The sequence below is a fragment of the Pseudoroseomonas cervicalis genome (assembly GCF_030818485.1).
In the GTDB taxonomy this organism is placed as follows: Bacteria; Pseudomonadota; Alphaproteobacteria; order Acetobacterales; family Acetobacteraceae; genus Pseudoroseomonas; species Pseudoroseomonas cervicalis_A.
In genome coordinates, this window is the sequence record NZ_JAUTAJ010000004.1 from 3,695,226 (window position 1) to 3,712,782 (window position 17,557).

The 17,557-nt window shown below is 72.7% G+C and carries 17 protein-coding genes; 11 read left to right on the forward strand and 6 right to left on the reverse strand.

All coding sequences use genetic code 11. The annotated features are described in order from the left end of the window. Window positions 1–25: 25 nt before the first annotated feature. A complete protein-coding gene (locus tag QE401_RS21360) occupies window positions 26–1,018 on the forward strand; it encodes a 2-dehydro-3-deoxygalactonokinase (protein ID WP_307140112.1) in 993 nt (330 codons plus the stop codon). After that, window positions 1,015–1,665: a 2-dehydro-3-deoxy-6-phosphogalactonate aldolase gene (locus QE401_RS21365; protein WP_307140113.1), complete on the forward strand. Its 651-nt coding sequence runs from the start codon at window positions 1,015–1,017 to the stop codon at window positions 1,663–1,665. The genes QE401_RS21360 and QE401_RS21365 overlap by 4 nt, the downstream gene beginning before the upstream one ends. A 3-nt stretch (window positions 1,666–1,668) precedes the next feature. Here QE401_RS21365 and QE401_RS21370 read toward each other — a convergent pair whose 3' ends face one another. After that, entirely contained in the window at window positions 1,669–2,409 is a 741-nt protein-coding gene (locus QE401_RS21370; RefSeq protein WP_307140114.1) for an SDR family oxidoreductase, read from the reverse strand. A 187-nt stretch (window positions 2,410–2,596) separates the two neighbouring features. Then, on the reverse strand, window positions 2,597–3,406 hold the full coding sequence (locus tag QE401_RS21375) for an alpha/beta fold hydrolase (RefSeq protein ID WP_307140115.1): 810 nt from the start codon (window positions 3,404–3,406) through the stop codon (window positions 2,597–2,599). Window positions 3,407–3,562: 156 nt separating this feature from the next. On the opposite strand from QE401_RS21375, the gene QE401_RS21380 reads away from it, so the two are divergent. Further along, complete coding sequence (locus tag QE401_RS21380; RefSeq protein ID WP_307140116.1) at window positions 3,563–4,108, forward strand: MarR family winged helix-turn-helix transcriptional regulator; 546 nt, start codon at window positions 3,563–3,565, stop codon at window positions 4,106–4,108. 24 nt (window positions 4,109–4,132) lie between these two features. Here QE401_RS21380 and QE401_RS21385 read toward each other — a convergent pair whose 3' ends face one another. After that, window positions 4,133–4,717: a hypothetical protein gene (locus QE401_RS21385; RefSeq protein ID WP_307140117.1), complete on the reverse strand. Its 585-nt coding sequence runs from the start codon at window positions 4,715–4,717 to the stop codon at window positions 4,133–4,135. Between the two features lie 433 nt (window positions 4,718–5,150). On the opposite strand from QE401_RS21385, the gene QE401_RS21390 reads away from it, so the two are divergent. Genes QE401_RS21390 through QE401_RS21435 form a run of 8 tightly spaced genes read left to right on the forward strand, consistent with a single transcriptional unit; the run spans window position 5,151 to window position 14,838 of the window. Further along, window positions 5,151–6,002 carry a VOC family protein gene (locus QE401_RS21390; protein WP_307140118.1) on the forward strand — a complete coding sequence of 284 codons (852 nt, stop codon included), beginning with the start codon at window positions 5,151–5,153 and terminating at the stop codon, window positions 6,000–6,002. A gap of 4 nt (window positions 6,003–6,006) precedes the next feature. Next, on the forward strand, window positions 6,007–7,020 hold the full coding sequence (locus QE401_RS21395) for a quinone oxidoreductase family protein (protein ID WP_307140119.1): 1,014 nt from the start codon (window positions 6,007–6,009) through the stop codon (window positions 7,018–7,020). Next, window positions 7,017–7,439, forward strand: a complete 423-nt coding sequence (locus tag QE401_RS21400; protein WP_307140120.1) for a PaaI family thioesterase — start codon at window positions 7,017–7,019, stop codon at window positions 7,437–7,439. The genes QE401_RS21395 and QE401_RS21400 overlap by 4 nt, the downstream gene beginning before the upstream one ends. A 13-nt stretch (window positions 7,440–7,452) precedes the next feature. Then, window positions 7,453–9,042, forward strand: coding sequence for an ABC transporter substrate-binding protein (locus QE401_RS21405; RefSeq protein WP_307140121.1), 1,590 nt, complete (start codon window positions 7,453–7,455; stop codon window positions 9,040–9,042). Next, a complete protein-coding gene (locus tag QE401_RS23115; RefSeq protein ID WP_475638095.1) occupies window positions 9,042–10,895 on the forward strand; it encodes an ABC transporter permease subunit in 1,854 nt (617 codons plus the stop codon). Before QE401_RS21405 ends, QE401_RS23115 begins: the two co-directional genes overlap by 1 nt. 23 nt (window positions 10,896–10,918) lie before the next feature. Next, a complete protein-coding gene (locus QE401_RS21425) occupies window positions 10,919–12,463 on the forward strand; it encodes a class I adenylate-forming enzyme family protein (RefSeq protein WP_307140122.1) in 1,545 nt (514 codons plus the stop codon). Beyond that, window positions 12,451–13,230: an SDR family oxidoreductase gene (locus QE401_RS21430; RefSeq protein ID WP_307140123.1), complete on the forward strand. Its 780-nt coding sequence runs from the start codon at window positions 12,451–12,453 to the stop codon at window positions 13,228–13,230. Before QE401_RS21425 ends, QE401_RS21430 begins: the two co-directional genes overlap by 13 nt. A gap of 30 nt (window positions 13,231–13,260) precedes the next feature. Further along, entirely contained in the window at window positions 13,261–14,838 is a 1,578-nt protein-coding gene (locus QE401_RS21435; RefSeq protein WP_307140124.1) for an ABC transporter substrate-binding protein, read from the forward strand. A gap of 141 nt (window positions 14,839–14,979) precedes the next feature. Here the strand turns inward: QE401_RS21435 and QE401_RS21440 are convergent, their stop codons facing one another. From QE401_RS21440 to QE401_RS21450, 3 genes are read right to left on the reverse strand one after another with little or no spacing between them, the layout of a single operon-like run. Further along, window positions 14,980–15,909, reverse strand: a complete 930-nt coding sequence (locus tag QE401_RS21440) for an ABC transporter substrate-binding protein (protein ID WP_307140125.1) — start codon at window positions 15,907–15,909, stop codon at window positions 14,980–14,982. Beyond that, window positions 15,906–16,703, reverse strand: coding sequence for a class II aldolase/adducin family protein (locus QE401_RS21445; protein WP_307140126.1), 798 nt, complete (start codon window positions 16,701–16,703; stop codon window positions 15,906–15,908). The genes QE401_RS21440 and QE401_RS21445 overlap by 4 nt, the downstream gene beginning before the upstream one ends. After that, entirely contained in the window at window positions 16,700–17,527 is an 828-nt protein-coding gene (locus QE401_RS21450; protein ID WP_307140127.1) for a peroxidase-related enzyme, read from the reverse strand. The genes QE401_RS21445 and QE401_RS21450 overlap by 4 nt, the downstream gene beginning before the upstream one ends. Window positions 17,528–17,557 lie beyond the last annotated feature (30 nt).

Here is a 17,557-nt window from a genome sequence, read left to right on the forward strand (position 1 = left end):
CCGCGCCGCCGGGCAGGATCCACCGATGCCGCATGCCGATCCCGTGCTGATCGCTCTCGACTGGGGCACTTCCAGCCTGCGCGCCTTCCTGATGGGCGCCGGCGGCGCCGTGCTGGCGCGGCGCGAGGGCGGCCCGGGCATCACCGCCCTGCCGCGCCCGGGGCCGGAGGGCTTCGCCGACATCTTCACCGCCGAATGCGGCGCCTGGCTGGCGCGCTGGCCCGGCCTGCCCGTGGTGGCGGGCGGCATGGTCGGCAGCGCCCAGGGCTGGCGCGAGGCGCCCTATGTCGAATGCCCCGCCGACCTGGCCAGCCTGGCGCAGGGCGCGGTGGCGGTGGAGGCGCCGGGCGCGCGCATCCTGATCGCCCCCGGCGTGCTGCTGCCCGCCCAAGGGGAGGCCGCGCCGGATGTGATGCGCGGCGAGGAGATCCAGCTGGCCGGCGCGCTGGCTGGGCATCCCGCGCTGCGCGGCGCGGCGCGTTTCGTCATGCCGGGCACCCACAGCAAATGGGTGTCGCTGCGGGATGGCCGCATCACCGGATTCTCGACCTACATGACCGGCGAGCTGTTCGCCGTGCTGCGCCGCCACTCGCTGCTGGGCCGGCTGATGCCCGACACAGCCGCCCCGCCCGACCAGGCGGAGGCCGGTTTCGCGCGCGGGCTGCGCATGGCGCGCGACAGCGGGCCCGGCGATCTGCCGCACCAGATCTTCGCCGCCCGCAGCCTCGGCCTGACCGGGCAGCTGCCGCCGGCGGCGCTGGCCGATTTCCTCTCCGGCCTGCTGATCGGGCATGAGCTGGTCTCCGGCCTGGCGCGCGCGGCGGGCGAGGGGGAGACGCTGGCGCTGATCGGCGAGGCCGCGCTCTGCGCCCGCTACGCGGCGGCGCTGCGGGATTTCGGCGCGCCGCCGGCGCTGCTGCTCGGCAACACCGCGCCCGCCGGGCTGTTCGGCTTCGCCGCCGCCGCCGGGCTGGTGCCGCCCGCCCCCGATGCCCCGCCGCAGGAGCCCGCGCCATGACCGCCTCCCCCCATGCCGGTCGCTTCGACGCGGCGCTGGCCGCGCTGCCGCTGATCGCCATCCTGCGCGGGCTGACGCCCGCGGAGGCCGAACCGGTGGCGACCGCCCTCTACGCGGCCGGCTTCCGGCTGATCGAGGTGCCGCTGAACTCGCCGGAACCTTTCGACAGCATCGCCGCCATCCGCCGCGCCCTGCCGCAGGATGCGCTGGTCGGCGCCGGCACGGTGACGCGGGAGGCCGAGGTGGCGGAGCTGGCGCGGCTGGGCGCCGAGCTGGTGGTGATGCCGCATGCCGACATTGCGGTGATCGGCGCGGCGGCGCGGGCCGGGCTGCTCTGCACCCCGGGCGTCGCGACACCGACCGAGGCCTTCGCCGCGCTCGCCGCCGGCGCCACCGCGCTGAAGCTGTTCCCGGCCGAGCTGGTGACGCCGCCGGTGCTGAAGGCGATGCGCGCCGTGCTGCCCAGGGGCACCAGGCTGCTGCCGGTGGGCGGCATCACGCCGCAGGGCATGGCGCCGTTCCGGGCGGCGGGGGCGGCGGGCTTCGGCCTGGGCTCGGCGCTCTACGCGCCCGGCATGGCGGTGGCGGAGATCGCCGAGCGCGCGGCCGCCTTCCGCGCTGCCTGGGCGGCGCTGCCGGAGGGCTGAGGCTCAGACCACGCCGCCATTGGCGCGCAGCACCTGGCCGTTGATCCAGCCGCCATCCGGCCCGGCCAGGAAGGCGACGGCGGCGGCGATGTCCTCCGGCGTGCCCAGCCGCTCCAGCGGCGCCATCTTCGCCATGCGCTGCACCAGCTCCTCCGGCTTGCCGGTCAGGAACAGATCGGTGGCGGTGGGGCCGGGGGCGATGGCGTTGACGGTGATGCCGCGGCCGCGCAGCTCCTTGGCCAGGATCGCCGTCAGCGTCTCCACCGCCGCCTTGGTGGCGGCATAGATCCCGTAGCTTTCGAGCTTCAGCCCGACGACGCTGGTGGAGAAATTGACGATGCGCCCGCCCGGCCGCAGCCGCTTCGCCGCCTGGCGCAGCGTGTGGAAGGTGCCGCGCAGATTGACATCGACCTGCCGGTCGAACTGGGCGTCCTCGGCCTCGGCCAGCGGGGAGAGCGCCATGATGCCGGCATTGTTCACCAGCACGTCCAGGCCACCGAAGGTCTCTTCGGCCGTGTCGAACAGCCGCGCCACGGCGGCGGCATCGGCCACATCGGCCTGGACGGCCAGGGCGCGGCCGCCCGCCGCCTCGATCCGCGCCACCACCTCGGCCGCGGCGCCGGCGCTGCCGGCATAGTTGACCACGACGCCATAGCCGTCGCGGCCCAGCCGTTCGGCGATGGCGGCGCCGATGCCGCGCGAGGCGCCGGTGACGAGGGCAATGCGGGATCCGCTCTGGGACATGGGGGGTCTCCTGTCGCTGGGGCCGCCATCGGGGCGGTGCCGCGCCTGATCTACGCCGCCGCGCCGGGCGGATCATCGGGCACAACCCGGCAGGAGTGTTCGGGAATGCCGCACAATGGCGAGGGCGGCGGGGCAGGGCGCGGGCGGCGGCCACCATCACGGTGCCCGCCGCCCGCCGGCCAGGGGCTCAGCGCGCCGGGCGGGCGCTGCCCTGGGCCGCCTGCTCGATCACCCCGGCCACCGCCTGCGGCTGGCTCACGAAGGGCACATGGCTGGCCGCGACCTCGGTCACCTGCGCGCCGATGCGGCTGGCCATGGCGCGCAGCATGCGCGGATGGATCGCCTTGTCCTCGGTGGCGATCACCGCCCAGCTCGGCCGGTCGCGCCAGGCCGCCCGGGTGGTGGGGGCGCTGAAGGCGGACATGGCGATCGGCACCTGGGAGTCGCGCAGGAAGGCGGCGTCGGCATCGCTGAGATCGGCGGCGAAGCCGGCCTTGAAATTCTCCGGCCGCAGGAAGCCGAAGCCGTCGGCATGGGTGTCGATGACGAATTCGGCGGGGATGCCGTAGCCCTCATATTGCTGCGCCGTCGTCTCCCCCACATCCGGGGAGAAGGCCGAGACATAGACCAGCCCCGCCACCTTGGGGTCGGCGCCGGCCTCGGTGATGACGGTGCCGCCCCAGCTATGGCCGACCAGGATGACCGGGCCATCGGCGCGCTCGATGACGCGGCGGGTGGCGGCGACATCGTCGGCCAGCGAGGTGAGCGGGTTCTGCACGATGCTGACGCGGTAGCCGCGCTGCGTCAGCAGGTTATGCACCCCGCGCCAGCCCGAGCCATCGGCGAAGGCGCCATGCACCAGCACGACATTGCGGACCGGGCCGGGGGCCGTGGCGGCGTTGTTGCCCCCCTGGTTCCGGCCCTGGGCCGAGGCGGCGACCGGCAGGGCGGCGGCGGCCAGGGCGGCGGCGAGGGCGGTGCGGCGATCAAGGCTCATGGGAAGCTCCTTCCTGGAATGGGTCAGATCGGCGGCGGAGCCTCCGGCCGGAAAGGCGGGGCGGCTCCCTCCATATTGTCCGCGATAATCATTATCGCGATAACCAAAACATGGCGCGTGACGCGGTGCTTGTCGAGCGCAAAATTATCGCGATATATGTCCTCGCGATTTCGTTATGCCGAGGAGGTGCCGCGCGCCATGACCGGGAATGAGAAGGGCCCGCCGCCGCTGGAGGAGCAGCTCTGCTACGCCATCTATTCGGCGGGCATCGCCATCCAGCGAGCCTACAAGCCGCTGCTGGACGAGCTGGGGCTGACCTACCCGCAATATCTGGTGCTGAACGTGCTGGCGCGCGAGGGGCAGCAGACGGTGGGCGGCATCGCCGAGCAGCTGGCCCTCGAATCCAGCACCCTGACCCCGCTGCTGAAGCGGCTGGAGGGGGCCGGGCTGGTGCGGCGCGCGCGCAACCCGGCCAATGAGCGCCAGGTGATGGTGGCGCTGACCGAGGCGGGCGAGGCGGTGCGGCGCCGCGCCACCTGCCTGGGCGACCGGCTGCTGGCCGCCTCCGGCCAGTCCATGGGCGCGCTGGGCGACCTCAATGGCGAGGTGAAGCGGCTGCGCGACGCCATCTACCGCCATATCGGCGGCTGGGAGGTCGCCCCCGGCAACGGCAAGCCGGGCGAGGTGCAGCCCGGCGACTGAGCGCCGGGCGGCCGACAGCCCGGCTCAGCCCGGCGCCGCCTCCGGCGTGGTGGCGATGGACAGCCGCAGGCCGCGCAGCAGCCCCGCCGCCGCGCCCGGCGCCTCGGCCGGCAGCAGCAGGATGGGGGAGCTCTCGCCCATCTGCGCCAGCAGCTCCGGCAGGCCCAGCGCCGTGACCAGGCCGCGCAGGCGGCGGGTTTCGGCATCCTCCGCGGCCGGGGCGGCGCCGAAGGTCAGCAGGGCGCTGTCCAGCGCCTCCGGCACCGCCTCCGCCCCGCCGGCGATGCGGAACTGGCGGGCGGAGAAGCCGTTCGGCCGGCGCTCCACCAGCCAGCCCTGGCGCCGCTCCTGACCCGCGGCATCCTCCTCCCGCATCTCCATCCAGAAGATCGGCGGCAGCGCCTCGGCCACGGCCGGGCTGCGCGACACCTCGGATTGCGCCAGGCCCTGCGCCAGCCCGGCGATCTCCTCCTCCACCGCCACGGCGTGCCCGCCCTCGGCGCGCAGGCGCTGCGCCGCGCGGCGCAGGTCGCGCGGCGCCGCCTCGCCCAGCAGGGCGGCCAGCAGGCTGTCCTGCGGGAATCTCGGTCGGGACGGTCCGGGCTGCATCGCCGCTCTCCTTGGCCAGGCGCCGTGATGCCCCGGCCGGGCCGCGACGCCAAGGGGAGCGGGTAAAGGCCGATCCCCGTGCGGATTTTTTCGGACCTATAGCGGAGCAGCTGCGTGGATTCGCGTGGGCCGCCGGCTGCGCCGACCAGCCCGGTTGCCGCCGAGCGCGGTATCGCTCTTCGATGCAGTGCTGCGCTGCGCTTTCCGAGTCCTGTCGCGACCCTCACGCCGGCGCGGCCACAGCCGGGCGCCGGATGCCGGCGCCCGGGCCGAGCCGCACCCGCAGCGGCGGCGCCGCGCGCCCGCGGCCTGGAATGGAACCGGATTCATTATTGGTGATCGTGGTTGAGGTCTGCTCCCCGCACATTTTTTGGCCTATTAAGCGAATTAGAAATGTGCATTCTGAGATTCACGAAACTTCGGGTGATAAGCGATGGGCCAGATACCTCCCCGCATCGATCATGTTGTCATCACCGTCAGGGACCGGCTGGACGAGGCGGCGGCGCAGTACAGGCGGCTCGGCTTCGCGCTGACCGAGCGTGGGCACCACTCGCTCGGCTCCAGCAACCACCTGGCGATCTTCGGGCAGGATTATCTGGAGCTGCTGGGCTTCGAGCCGGGCCGGGCGCAGCAGCGCGCCGATCTCTGGCACTATCCCGACGGGCTGAGCGGGCTGGTCTTCAAGCCGCTGCCCGAGCCGGGCTTCTTCGAGGCGCTGCGCGGGCGCGGCGTGCCGGTGGGCCCCGACAATGTCTTCCACCGCCCGGTGCGCACCGCCGAGGGCGAGGCCGATGCGCGCTTCCGCACCGCCACGCTGCAGGATCCCGCGATCCGCAATGGCCGGATCTTCTTCTGCCACCATGAGACGCCGGAACTGGTCTGGCGCGACGAATGGCGCGGCCATGCCAATGGCGCGCGCGGCATCGCCGAATTCGTCATCGCCAGCCGCGACCCCGACGCCACGGCGGCGCCCTATCGCGCGCTATTCGGCGCGGCGGCGCTGCAGCCGGTGCCGGGCGGCCTGGCCCTGGCCACCGACACCGCCCGCATCCTGCTGCTGAGCCCCGAGGCCGTGGCCGAGCGCTTCGGCGATGCCGCCCCGGTGCAGCCGGATGGCAGCGACCGCATGGTGGCGCTGGGCCTGGTCTCCGGCCGGCTGGACGGGCTGGCGGAGCGGCTGCGCGGCGCCGGCATCGCCGGCCTCGCCGAGCGCGGCGGCCGGCTGGTGGTGCCGGCGGCGGAGGCCGCGGGCCTCGCCCTGGCCTTCCAGCCGGCGGAGGGCTGAGCGCATGAAGGCCCTGGTGCTGCGCGAACATGGCGGGCTGGAGAAGCTGCGCCTGGAGAGCGATTTCCCCGATCCCGTGGCGGGGCCGGGGGAGGTGGTGCTGCGCGTGCGCGCCTCCTCGCTGAATTATCACGACGTCTTCACGCGCCGCGGCATGCCCGGCATCCGGCTGAAATTCCCGGTCATCATCGGCCTCGACGTGGCCGGCGAGATCGCCGCCCTGGGCGAGGGGGTGGAAGGCTGGGCGGTCGGCGACCGCGTGCTGGTCGACCCGATCAACCGCGTCGATGGCGGGCTGATGGGCGAGACCGAGCATGGCGGCCTGGCCGAGCTGTGCCGCGCCAAGGCGCATCAGCTGATCCGCCTGCCCGACACGGTCAGCTTCGAGCAGGCGGCGGCGCTGCCGGTCGCCTATGGCACGGCGCTGCGCATGATGCAGGCGGTGGGCCAGGTGCAGGCCGGCGAGAAGGTGCTGGTGCTGGGCGCCAGCGGCGGTGTCGGCGTCTGCTGCGTGCAGCTGGCGAAGCTCGCCGGCGCCCATGTCATCGCCTGCGCCGGCAGCGCCGAGAAGGGCGAGCGGCTGCGCGCCCTCGGCGCCGACGAGATCATCCTCTACACCGAGACGGATTTCCTGAAGGAAGTGCAGGAGCGCCACGGCAAGCCGGCGCGGCGGCGCGGCGCCAGGGGCGGCGGCGTCGATGTGGTGGTGAACTACACCGGCGGCGACACCTGGGTGCGCTCGCTGCGCACGCTGCGCAATGGCGGCAGGCTGCTGACCTGCGGCGCCACCGCCGGCTACGACCCGGCCGAGGATCTGCGCTTCATCTGGACCTTCGAGCTGCAGATCCGCGGCTCCAATGGCTGGGACACGCCGGACATCCACACCCTGCTGGACCTGGTCGGCAGCGGCCGGCTGCAGGCGGTGATCGACCGCACCTATCCGCTGGAGCAGGGGGCCGAGGCGCTGCGCCAGATCGAGGACCGCCAGGTCATCGGCAAGGTGGTGGTGACGCCATGAGCAGGCTGACGCCGGAGCAGGTGCAGGCCAAGCTCGACGCCTCGCCCTTCATCGCCTTCTCGGGGCTGCGCGTGGTCTCGGCCGATCTGGAGAAGGGCGAGATCACCATGCACGCCCCCTTCCGCCCGGAATTCGAGCGCGCCGCCGGCACCGGCCAGTGGCATGGCGGGCCGATCGCCGCCGTGATCGACACGGTGGGGGATTTCGCCCTCGGCATGCTGCTGGGGCGCGGGCTGCCCACCATCAATTTCCGGGTGGATTACCTCCGCCCGGCCATCAACACCGCCCTGGTCGCCACCGCCCGCGTGCGCCGCAACGGCCGCAGCGTCGGCACCGCCGATGTCGATGTCTTCGACGAGGCGGGCCGGCTGCTCGCCATCGGCCGCGGCACCTATGCCACGGCCGAGAAGCCGGGCTGAGAAAGGACGCGCCATGACACTCTCCCGCCGCTTCCTGCTGGCCGCTTCCGCCGGCCTTGTCACCGCCAGCGGCCTGCCGGCCCTGGCCCAGGCGCCGCGCCGCGGCGGCTCGCTCACCGCCAGCTGGGGCGGGTTTGAGCCGCAGGCGCTGTTCGTGCCGGGCGGTGGCGGCTCCAGCCCCTTCATGACCTCGACCAAGGTGCTGGAGCGGCTGCTGGCCTACACCGCCGATCTGCGCTTCCAGCCGGTGCTGGCCACCGCCATCGAGCCCTCGGCCGATTTCCGCAGCTACCGTGTGGTGCTGCGGCAGGGTGTCACCTGGCATGATGGCCGCCCCTTCACCGCCGAGGATGTGGTCTTCACGGTGCAGGAGCTGTGGAAGCCGATCGCCCTCGGCGTGGCGCTGAAGGCGCTGGAGGGCGTGGAGGCCGAGGGCAGCCACGCGGTGGTGCTGCGCTTTTCCTCGCCGGTGCCGGAATTCTTCTTCCGCTCCACTTTGGCCAGCCAGTTCGCGCAGGTGATCCCGAAGCATGTCTATGCCGGGCGCGACATCATCACCAACCCGGCCAACAACCGGCCGATCGGCACCGGGCCCTGGGTGGTGAAGGAATGGGTGCGCGGCAGCCATGTCGAATACGCCCGCAACGAGAATTACTGGGATGCCGGCAAGCCCTATCTCGACCGGCTGTTCATCCGCTGGTGGCGCGACCCGGCCTCGCGCGCCGCGGCCTTCGAGGCGGGGGCGCTGGATCTCGGCCTGTCCAACCCGGTGCCGCCGCCGGAGGTGGACCGGCTGGTGCGCGGCGGCAATTTCATCGCCAGCACGGATGGCTACCAGACCGCCAGCTGGTGCTCGACGGTGGAGTTCAACCAGCGGCGCGACCCGGTGAAGCGGCGCGAGGTGCGCCAGGCCATCCTGCACGGCATCGACCGGCAGTTCATCGCCGATACGGTGTATTTCGGCCGCGCCCGGCCGGGTGTCTCGCCGATCCACAGCGGCAATGGCGTGTTCTTCTCGGCCGATGTGCCGACCTATGCCTTCGACCCCGAGCGCGCGGCGCGGCTGCTGGACGCGGCCGGGCTGCCGAAGCGGCGTGGCGGGCGCTTCGCCATCAGCCTGGTCGCCGCCGGCTGGTTCGAGGAGAATGTGAAGATCGGCCAGTACCTGAAGCAGGCGCTGGAGGATCTCGACATCGCGGTGACGCTGGCGGTGCCGGACCGCGCCACCTCGCTGAAGCGCATCTACACCGATTACGACTACGACATCGCCGTCTCCAACTACACCGCGCCGATCGAGCCGGTGCCGGTGGTGACGCAGTACTTCACCAGCGACGGCATCGTGAAGGGCGCCGCCTTCCGCAACGCCACCGGCTTCTCGCTGCCGGCCATGGATGATGTCGTCGGCCGGCTGGCGGTCGAGACCGACGAGGCGCGGCGCAAGACTTTGGCGCACGACTTTGCCCGGCTGGCGGCGACCGAGGTGCCGCACACCCCGCTGGTGGAATTCGAGTCCTTCACCGTGGCGCGCAAGGGGGTGCGCAACCACAGCCTCTATGCCAACCAGATCGGCGAGAGCTGGGCCGATCTCTGGGTGGATGGCTGATGCTGCCGCTGCCGCTGCGCCGCCTGGCCCAGGGCGTGCCGCTGGTCCTCGGCGTCGTGGTGCTGAATTTCGTGCTGATCCAGCTGGCGCCGGGCAGCTTCCTCGACGTGATGACGGCGGAGCAGCAGGTCTCCGACCCGGCGCTGATCGAGCGGCTGCGCGTCACCTATGGCATGGACCAGCCGGCCTGGATGCAGCTGCTGCGCTATATCGGCGCGGTGGCGCGGCTCGATCTCGGCTTCTCCTACCGGCAGAACATGCCGGTGCTGGAGGTGATCCTGGCGCATCTGCCGGCGACGCTGCTGCTGATGCTGGCCAGCATCCTGGTGGCGGCGCTGCTCGGCGTCACTGCGGGAGTCATCGCGGCGGTGAAGGTGAACACGCTGTGGGACAATCTCCTGTCCTTCGCCGCGGTGTTCTTCTTCGCCGCCCCCAGCTTCTGGCTCGGCATCATGCTCACCGTGCTGTTCTCGGTGAAGCTGGGCTGGCTGCCGGTGGGCGGCATGGCGACTCTGGGCGGCGTCGGTGGTGCCCTCGCCACAGCGCTCGACGTGCTGCGCCACCTGCTGCTGCCGGCCATGGCGCTTGGCCTGTTCTACGCTGCCGTCTATGCCCGCGTCATGCGGGCCTCGATGCTGGAGGTGCTGCACCAGGATCATGTGCGCACCGCCCGCGCCAAGGGCCTGCCGGGCTGGCGGGTGGTGACGCGGCATGTGCTGCGCAACGCCCTGCTGCCCATCGTCACCCTGCTCGGCCTGCAGCTCGGCCACCATGCTCGGCGGCAGCGTGGTGGTGGAGACGGTGTTCTCCTGGCCCGGCATCGGCAGCCTGCTGCTCGACAGCGTCTCCAGCCGCAACTACCCGGTGGTGCTGGGCGTGATGGTGTTCAGCGCGCTGCTCGTCATCCTCGCCAATATCGTGGTAGATGCCGCCTATCAGCGGCTCGACCCGCGCATCCGGGGGCGCTGAGCATGTCCGCGACCGTCCTCTCCCCGGCCGGCGCCGGCGCGCCGCGCCCGCGCGCCGGGCTGCTGCGCCGCTTCGCCCGCAACCGCGCCGCGCTCATCGGCGCCGCCGTGCTGCTGCTGCTGGCCATCGTGGCGCTGCTGGCGCCCTGGTACTATCCGCGCAACCCGCTGCGCATCGTCGGCCGGCCGGAGATCTGGCCCTTCCTCGATCCGCGCTTCCCGCTGGGCACCGATTCCATGGGGCGCGACATTGCCGCCATGCTGGCGCATGGCGCGCGCGCCTCGCTGCTGATCGGGCTCTGCGCCAGCCTCACCGCCACGCTGATCGGCGTCACCATCGGCGCCACCGCCGCATGGTGCGGCCGCTGGGTGGATGAGGCGCTGATGCGCTTCACCGAGCTGTTCCAGGTGGTGCCGGGGCTGGTCTTCGTGCTCTCCATCGTCTCCATCCTGGGCGGCACCATCGCCAACATCACGCTCGCCGTCGGCATCGTCTCCTGGACGCAGATCGCGCGGCTGACGCGGGCCGAGGTGATGACACTGCGCAACCGCGAATTCGTCGAGGCCTGCCGCGTGCTCGGCATGCGCCCCTGGCAGATCCTGGCGCGCGAGATCCTGCCCAACGCCCTGCCGCCGGTGGTGGTGCTGGCCTCGCTCACCGTCGCCGCCGCCATCCTCTACGAATCCTCCGTCTCCTTCCTGGGTCTCGGCGACCCCAACATCGCCAGCTGGGGCCGGCTGGTGGGGGAGGGGCGGACGCTGATCCGCACCGCCTGGTACATCTGCGCCCTGCCCGGGGTCGCCATCATGCTGATGGTGCTGGCGCTGAACCTGGTGGGGGACGGGCTGAACGACGCGCTGAACCCCCGGCTGGGCCGCCATTGAGCGCGCGCCCGGAGGAACCCGACATGACCGACACCCTCTCCGCGCCCGCCGCCGCGCCCATCGCCGCGCGCTGGCGCAATCTGGGCGAACTCGCCGACCGCGGCCTCGACCCGCAGCGCCTAGCGCTGATCGATCTGCGCGAGCCCGGCACGGCGCGGCGCTACACCCATGGCGAGGTCGATGCGCTGGCCGATGGCGTGGCGCAGCACCTGCTGCAGCGCGGCCTGCGCCGCGGCCAGCGTGTCGCCATCCTGGCGCTGAACCGCGCCGAATACATCATCGCCTATTTCGGCATCATGCGGGCCGGGCTGGTGGCGGTGCCGGTGAACATCAAGCTGCCGCGCGAGACCATCGACTATGTGCTGCAGGATGCCGGCGTGGCGCTGGCCTTCGCCGATGCGGCGCGGCGCCCGCTGCTCGACCGCGCCTTGCCGGTGATCGATTTCGACGATCCGGCGGGCTGGCCCGTGCTGATCCGCCCGGCGCGCTTCGAGGCCGTGACGGCCGGGCCGCAGGAGATCGGCCAGATGCTCTACACCTCGGGCTCCACCGGCCGGCCCAAGGGCGTGCCGCTGAGCCATGCTGGGCAGCTCTGGGCGCTGTCCACCCGGCTGCAGCCGGGCGGCGAGGCGGAGCGCTACATCCTGGCGCAGCCACTGTTCCACATGAACGGGCTGTTCATGACCAAGACGGTCTTCGCCAGCAATGCCTCGCTGGTGGTGCTGCCCGCCTTCGAGACCCGCGCCTATACCGAGGCGCTGGCGGAATGGCGCGTCACCACCCTGACCGCCGTGCCCACCATGTTCGCCCGCGTGGTGAAGGAGGCGGAACTTCTGGCGCGGCATGATTTCTCGGCGCTGCGCCGCATCGGCCTCGGCTCCGCGCCGCTGACGCTCGGGCTGATCGAGCGGCTGCGCGCCACCTTCCCGCACGCCCAGATCGGCCATGGCTATGGCACCACCGAGGCCGGGCCGGCGGTGTTCGGCCCGCATCCCGATGGCCGGCCGGCGCCGCCCCTGGCGCTGGGTTATCCGGTGGCGGGGGGTGAGGTGAAGCTGGTGGGCGGGGCCACGCCGGAGGAGGGCGTGCTGTGGATGCGCAACCCCGCGGTGATGGCCGGCTACCACAATCTGCCCGAGCGCAGCGCCCGCGTGCTGCAGGATGGCTGGTATGACAGCGGCGATCTGATGCGCCGCGATGCCGATGGATTCTACTATTTCGTCGGCCGCGCCGACGACATGTTCGTCTGCTCCGGCGAGAACATCTACCCGGCCGAGGTGGAGAAGCTGCTGGAGGCGCATCCCGCCATCCAGCAGGCCAGCGTCGTGCCGCTGCCGGATGAGGAGCGCGGCCAGGTACCGGTGGCCTTCCTGGTGGCGCGCCCCGGCGCCGCGCCCTCGGCCGAGGCGGTGAAGCGTTTCGCGCTGGAGCGCGGCCCGGCCTACCAGCATCCGCGCCGCATCGCCTTCCTGGCCGAGCTGCCCTGGGCCGGCACCAACAAGGTGGACCGCGCGGCGCTGATCGCCGAGGCGCGGGCGCGGGAGGCGGCCGGCACATGGGCGCGCTGAACCCGGCGCCGCTGGCCGGCCGCGTGGCGCTGGTCACCGGCGCCAGCCGTGGCATCGGCCGCGCCATCGCGCTGCGCCTGGCCGCCGGCGGCGCCGCGGTGGTGGTGCATTACGCTGCCGCCGAAGCAGCGGCGGAGGCGGTGGTGGCGGAGATCCGCGAGGCCGGCGGCCGCGCCTTCGCCTTCCAGGCCGACCTCGCCGAGCCCGAGGCGCTGCGCCGCTTCCATGACCGCCTGGCGCCGCTGCAGCGGCAGCACTGGGGCGACGAGGCGCTGGACATCCTGGTCAACAATGCCGGGGTCGGCAGCGGCCGTCAGACCATCGAGCAGGTGAGCGAGGCGGAGTTCGACCGGCTGCTGCAGGTCAATCTGCGCGCGCCCTTCTTCCTGATCCAGGGCGCCCTGCCGCGGCTGAAGGATGGCGGGCGCATCATCAACATCTCCTCCATGGGCACGCGCGCCGCCTTTCCCGGCATGGCGGCCTATGCCCCCGCCAAGGCGGGGCTGGAGGCGCTGACGCGGCTGCTGGCGCAGCAGCTCGGCGCCCGCGGCATCACCGTCAACGCCGTGCTGCCCGGCGCCACCGCCACCGACATGAACCCGGCCGCGCGCGACCCGGTGCAGAGCCGGGTGACGGCGCAGGGCATCGCCCTCGGCCGCGTCGGCACGCCACAGGACATCGCCGGCGTGGTCGCCTTCCTGGCCTCGCCCGAGGGCGGCTGGGTGACCGGGCAGAGCATCGACGCCAGCGGCGGCCAGCGGCTGTAGCGCCCGCCTTTTCCCGACAGGATCGCCATGATGAACCGACGCCATTTCCTGGCGGCTTCCGCCGCGCTCAGCCTGGCCCGCCCCGCTGTGGCGCAGGACAGCCGCGCCCGCGTGCTGCGCTTCGTGCCGCAGGCCAATCTCAGCGCCATCGACCCGGTCTGGACCTCCGCGCATGTCGCGCGCAACCATGGCTACCTGGTCTATGACACGCTCTACGCCACCGATCGCCGCTTCCAGGTGCAGCCGCAGATGGCCGCCGGGCATGTGGTGGAGGAGGATGGGCTGCGCTGGATCATCACCCTGCGCGAAGGCCTGCGCTTCCATGATGGGGAGAAGGTGCTGGCGCGCGACGCGGTGGCCTCGATCCGCCGCTGGGGCCAGCGCGTGCCCTATGGCCAGAAGCTGCTGAGCGTGACGGAGGAACTGTCCGCCGCCGACGACACGCGCATCGTCTTCCGCCTGCGCAAGCCCTTCCCCCTGCTGACCAACGCCCTGGCGCTGTCCGGCCAGCCGATGTTCGTCATGCCGGAGCGGGTGGCGCGCACCGACGCCTTCACCCAGATCACCGACGCCACCGGCTCCGGCCCCTACCGCTTCAAGGCGGATGAGTTCATCTCCGGCGACCGCGCGGTGTATGAGCGCCATGCCGGCTATGTGCCGCGCCCCGACGGCGAGCCGAGCTTCGTCGCCGGCCCCAAGCGCGCCTTCTTCGAGCGGGTCGAATGGCGCATCATCACCGATGGCGGCACCTCCTCGGCGGCGCTGCAGGCGGGCGAGATCGACTGGTTTGAGCAGCCGGAATTCGAACTGACGCAGCTTTTCGCGCGCAATCGCCGCATCCGGGTCGAGGCGCTGGATTCCGCCGGTAGCAACGGCTTCCTGCGGCTGAACCACCTGCACCCGCCCTTCAACGACAAGCGGGTGCGCCAGGCGGTGCTGCGGGCGACGCGGCAGGAGGATTTCCTGATCGCCGATTACGGCACGGATCCGGATTTCTGGCGCACCGGCACCGGCGTCTTCACCCCCGGCACGCCGATGGCGAGCGATGCCGGGCTGGAATGGGTGCGCGACCCGCAGGACATCGCCACCGCGCGCGCCGCGCTGCGCGAGGCGGGCGCCGAGGGCGCGCCGGCACGGCTGCTCGGCGCCACCGACATCCCCTCCATCGCCGCGCGCGGGCCGGTGGCGGCGGATCTCTTCAGCCGGCTCGGCTTCGCGCTGGATTTCGCGCAATCCGACTGGGGCACGCTGCTGCAGCGACGCAACAGCCGCGAGCCGCTGGAGCGCGGCGGCTGGTCCGCCTTTTTCTCCGGCTTCACCGCCTATGATTTCGCCGACCCGGCCAGCCACCCGCTGCTGCGCGGCAATGGCACCGAGGGCTATCTGGGCTGGCCGACCATCCCCGAGCTGGAGCGGCTGCGCGAGCAATGGTTCGACGCGCCGGACGAGGCCGGGCGGCGCGCCATCGCGCGCGACATCCAGCGCGTGGCGCTGGAGGAGGTCTGCTACATCCCGACCGGCACCGGCCGCCCGCGCACCGCGCTGCGGGCCGAGCTGCAGGACCGGCTGGAGGGCGTGCCGATCTTCTGGAACATCCGCCGCGGCTGAGGGCCCGGGCCGGCGCCCTGCGCCGGCCGTCCCGCCGCGCCCCATGACACAAACCGCCGGGCGACGATCCTGTCCGAGGGACATGGATCGCCGCCCGGCGGCGCGGCAGGGCCCGTGGCGGATGCCCGCCATGGGGTCGGATCACAGCCGGTGGATCGCCTCGGCCACCTTCAGCGGGCGCGGGATGACACCGAAGCCCTGCGCCTTGTCCGCCGCCTCCTGCCATTCGGCGATGGCGGCCTCGTCGATTGGGATGGCGCGGGTGTCGTTCACCCGGTAGGCGCGCTCCAGCACCGGCACCGGCTGGCGCAGCAGCGTGGCGGTGGCGCGCGCATAGTCGGGGATGTTGCCGCGCGCCCAGTCCCAGCCGCGCGCCACGCGGTCGGACAGTTCCTTCAGCAGCGGCGCCTTGTCGCGCAGCGCGTGGTCATGCGCGGCGAGGAAGCTGGCGCTCGGCGTCAGCCCCCGCGCATCGGCCACCAGGCTGGCCTGGAATTCCAGGATCTCCAGCGAGGTGAAGGGCTCCCAGACCGACCAGGCATCCACCGCGCCGCTGCGCAGCGCCAGCGCCGCATCGGCCGGCAGCAGCCAGGCGATGCTGACATCGCCGGGGGCGAGGCCCTGTTTCTCCAGGATGCGCAGCAGGGAGTAGTGGGTCCAGCCTCCGCGCGCCGCGGCGATGCGCTTGCCGCGCAGCCCCGCGGCATCGGCGATGCCCGCCCCCGGCCGCGCCACCACCGCCTGCGAGGCGCCGTCGGAGCGTGTGGCGCTGATCGCCTTGATCGGCGCGCCGGAGGAGAAGACGTTGAAGAAGTTCAGATCGCCCATTGATCCCACATCGATGGCATAGGCGTTCAGCGCCTCCAGCAGCGGCTGGGCGGCGGGGAATTCATACCATTCGATGCGGAAGGGCAGGTCGCTCGCCAGGCCCGAGGCCTCCAGCAGCGAGCGCAGCCCGCCGCGCTGGTTGGCGACGCGCAGCACCGGCGTCTGGGCGCGCAGCACGGCGGGGCTGGCGAGCAGCGCGGCGCCGGCCAGCAGGGCGCGGCGGGGCAGGGGGGTGTGGCTCATTGCAGCAGCTCCGGCTCCTCGCGGATGATCTTCTCCCAGAGCGGCTGGAAGCTCAGCAGCCCGCCCTTGGCGCTGCCCACCTGCTGGGCGGTCAGCCGCGCCGTCTCCGGCGCGATCGGGCGCGGCGTGCCGGCGGCCTCGGCCAGCAGCTGGGCATGCGCCGAATCATTGAAGGCGATGAACCACCAGGCCGCCGCCTCCACCGAGGGGGCGGCGGTGAGCAGCCCGTGATTCTGCAGGATGACCGCCTTGTGCGGCCCGAGCGCGCGGGCGATGCGCTCGCCCTCCGACACTTCCAGCACCACGCCGGTGAAATCGTCGAACAGCGCGTGGTCCTCGAAGAAGGCGCAGGAATCCTGGGTCAGCGGGTCCAGCTTGCGGCCCAGCGCCGCCCAGGCCTTGCCGTGCAGCGAATGGGTGTGCGCCGCCGCCACCACATCCGGCCGCGCCGCATGGATGGCGGCGTGGATGGCGAAGGCGGCGCGGTTCACCGGCCAGTCGCCCTCCACCACCTCGCCCTCATGATTGACGAGGAGCAGGTCGGAGACCCGGATCTGGCTGAAATGCCGGCCCAGCGGATTGACCCAGAAATGGTCCGGCCGCTCCGGATCGCGCGCCGTGACATGGCCGGCCAGGCCCTGGTCGAAGCCGTAGCGGGCGAAGAGGCGGAAGGTGGCGGCCAGGCGCTGCTTGCGGTGCAGCCGCTCCTCCGCGGGGCTGCGCGGCGGCGGGCCGTCGCGCAGCAAGGCGGGGAAGGCTTCCGCCGGCGCGGCTTGGCTGAGGATGTGGTTCATGGCGTCGGGCTCTCCCGCAGGCCGCCGGCGGCGGTGGCCTGCTGTGCGATCGGGGTGGTCGCCGGATGCGGCGCGGTGTGGTGTTCGGCCGCGCGCTGCGCGGAGACATGGTCGGCCGTGCGCTGCGCGGAGGCATGGTCGGCCGTGCGCTGCGCGGAGACATGATCGGCCGCGCGGTGCGCGGAGACATGGTCGGCCGCGCGCTGCGCGGCGTGCGCCTCCACCGCGCGATGCGCGTCATAGGCCTCGCGGTTCGGCACGACGCCGAGCGCGCTGTTCAGCCGGTTGCTGAAGTTGAAATAGGCGGCGATGGCGGCGGCATCGAGAATGTCGATGTCGCGCAGCCCGGCGGCGCGCAGCGGGGCGAGATCCGCCTCCTCCAGCGCGCCGGGGTCGCGGGTGATGCGCAGCGCGTAATCGGCCAGCGCCCGCTCCCGCGCCGACAGCCCGGCATGGCGGTGGTTGATCGTCACCTGCGCCACCCAGAACGGGTCCTCGGTATGCCCGCGCAGCGCCGCGGCATGGCCGAAGACGCAGGGCTGGCAACGATTCTCGCTGCTCACCACCAGGGCGATCAGCTCGCGCTCGGTCGGGCTCAGTCCGCTTTGCGGGTTGCGGTTGACGGCCTGGCTCAGCGCGTCCTGCGCCAGCACCAGCTCGGGCCGGTTCAGCAGCGCGGCCTGTCCGTTGCGCAGATAGCCCAGCGCCGCGCGGCTGCGCGCCAGCAGGGCCCGCAGCGCCTCGCCCGGCGGCGGGGCGGGCGGCAGGTCGAGCCAGGAGATCGGCGGCGTCTCGGCGGGGGCCGTGTCCGGCAGCTCCGGCATGGGCGATGTCCCTTGTCTGGCGGCGGGGTG

Bases quoted from the DNA above. Each gene is read 5' to 3' on its own strand.
- QE401_RS21375 (WP_307140115.1), bottom strand. From the start codon at position 3,406: ATGAGCCTTGATCGCCGCACCGCCCTCGCCGCCGCCCTGGCCGCCGCC.
- QE401_RS21445 (WP_307140126.1), bottom strand. From the start codon at position 16,703: ATGAACCACATCCTCAGCCAAGCCGCGCCGGCGGAAGCCTTCCCCGCC.
- QE401_RS21365 (WP_307140113.1), top strand. From the start codon at position 1,015: ATGACCGCCTCCCCCCATGCCGGTCGCTTCGACGCGGCGCTGGCCGCG.
- QE401_RS21435 (WP_307140124.1), top strand. From the start codon at position 13,261: ATGAACCGACGCCATTTCCTGGCGGCTTCCGCCGCGCTCAGCCTGGCC.
- QE401_RS21370 (WP_307140114.1), bottom strand. From the start codon at position 2,409: ATGTCCCAGAGCGGATCCCGCATTGCCCTCGTCACCGGCGCCTCGCGC.
- QE401_RS21425 (WP_307140122.1), top strand. From the start codon at position 10,919: ATGACCGACACCCTCTCCGCGCCCGCCGCCGCGCCCATCGCCGCGCGC.
- QE401_RS21395 (WP_307140119.1), top strand. From the start codon at position 6,007: ATGAAGGCCCTGGTGCTGCGCGAACATGGCGGGCTGGAGAAGCTGCGC.
- QE401_RS21390 (WP_307140118.1), top strand. From the start codon at position 5,151: ATGGGCCAGATACCTCCCCGCATCGATCATGTTGTCATCACCGTCAGG.
- QE401_RS21450 (WP_307140127.1), bottom strand. From the start codon at position 17,527: ATGCCGGAGCTGCCGGACACGGCCCCCGCCGAGACGCCGCCGATCTCC.
- QE401_RS21385 (WP_307140117.1), bottom strand. From the start codon at position 4,717: ATGCAGCCCGGACCGTCCCGACCGAGATTCCCGCAGGACAGCCTGCTG.
- QE401_RS23115 (WP_475638095.1), top strand. From the start codon at position 9,042: ATGCTGCCGCTGCCGCTGCGCCGCCTGGCCCAGGGCGTGCCGCTGGTC.
- QE401_RS21360 (WP_307140112.1), top strand. From the start codon at position 26: ATGCCGCATGCCGATCCCGTGCTGATCGCTCTCGACTGGGGCACTTCC.
- QE401_RS21380 (WP_307140116.1), top strand. From the start codon at position 3,563: ATGTCCTCGCGATTTCGTTATGCCGAGGAGGTGCCGCGCGCCATGACC.
- QE401_RS21400 (WP_307140120.1), top strand. From the start codon at position 7,017: ATGAGCAGGCTGACGCCGGAGCAGGTGCAGGCCAAGCTCGACGCCTCG.
- QE401_RS21430 (WP_307140123.1), top strand. From the start codon at position 12,451: ATGGGCGCGCTGAACCCGGCGCCGCTGGCCGGCCGCGTGGCGCTGGTC.
- QE401_RS21440 (WP_307140125.1), bottom strand. From the start codon at position 15,909: ATGAGCCACACCCCCCTGCCCCGCCGCGCCCTGCTGGCCGGCGCCGCG.
- QE401_RS21405 (WP_307140121.1), top strand. From the start codon at position 7,453: ATGACACTCTCCCGCCGCTTCCTGCTGGCCGCTTCCGCCGGCCTTGTC.